Origin of the sequence: Rothia amarae (assembly GCF_042677725.1) — a bacterium.
Lineage (GTDB): Bacteria > Actinomycetota > Actinomycetes > Actinomycetales > Micrococcaceae > Rothia > Rothia amarae.
In genome coordinates this window covers 1-1,269 of record NZ_JBHUCN010000018.1, presented here as the reverse complement: position 1 = coordinate 1,269, position 1,269 = coordinate 1, and the positions used below count along the sequence as shown (strand labels likewise).

General features: G+C 52.3%; 1 rRNA gene. It reads right to left on the bottom strand.

The window, feature by feature from the left end:
* Positions 1 to 1,269: ribosomal RNA gene (locus ACFR81_RS10890) — 23S ribosomal RNA — on the bottom strand; the annotation flags it as partial.

Sequence of the window (1,269 nt, the reverse complement as noted above, 5' to 3'; positions counted from 1 at the left end):
ATCCATCGACTACGCCTGTCGGCCTCGCCTTAGGCCCCGACTAACCCAGGGCAGATTAGCTTGACCCTGGAACCCTTGATCATCCGGCGCACGGGTTTCTCACCCGTGATTCGCTACTCATGCCTGCATTCTCACTCGCATACCCTCCACCACTAGTTCACACCGCAGCTTCACCGGATACACGACGCTCCCCTACCCAACATGTCTAAAACACATTGCCATAATTTCGGTGGTGTACTTGAGCCCCGCTACATTATCGGCGCAGAATCACTTGACCAGTGAGCTATTACGCACTCTTTCAAGGATGGCTGCTTCTAAGCCAACCTCCTGGTTGTCTCAGCAACTCCACATCCTTTCCCACTTAGTACACGCTTAGGGACCTTAATTGATGGTCTGGGCTGTTTCCCTCTCGACAATGAAGCTTATCCCCCACTGTCTCACTGCCGCGCTCTCACTTATTGGCATTCGGAGTTTGGCTGACGTCAGTAACCAATACGGCCCATCGGCCAACCAGTAGCTCTACCTCCAACAAGAAACACACGACGCTGCACCTAAATGCATTTCGGGGAGAACCAGCTATCACAGAGTTTGATTGGCCTTTCACCCCTATCCACAGCTCATCCCCTCCATTTTCAACTGAAGTGGGTTCGGTCCTCCACGACGTCTTACCGTCGCTTCAACCTGGCCATGGATAGATCACTCCGCTTCGGGTCTAGATCCTGCCACTCAAACGCCCTATTCAGACTCGCTTTCGCTACGGCTTCCCCACACGGGTTAACCTCGCGACAGAACACTAACTCGCAGGCTCATTCTTCAAAAGGCACGCTGTCACCCCACAAGGCTCCAACGGCTTGTAAGCACACGGTTTCAGGTACTATTTCACTCCCCTCCCGGGGTACTTTTCACCATTCCCTCACGGTACTGATTCACTATCGGTCATCAAGAAGTATTTAGACTTACCAGGTGGTCCTGGCAGATTCACACGAAATTCCACGAGTTCCGTGCTACTCGGGTGATCAACAATCGGCGTGTCACATTTCGGTTACGGGACTCTCACCCTCTCCGGCCATCCATCCCAAGATGTTCACCTACACAACACAACATCGACTCAGCAGGCGATTGAACCTACCACGCTGACTCCCACAACCCCCATGATGCAACCCTCAACCGGTATCACACACCACAGGTTTAGTCTCATCCGCTTTCGCTCGCCACTACTCACAGAATCATTATTTATTTTCTCTTCCAGCGGGTACTGAGATGTTTCAC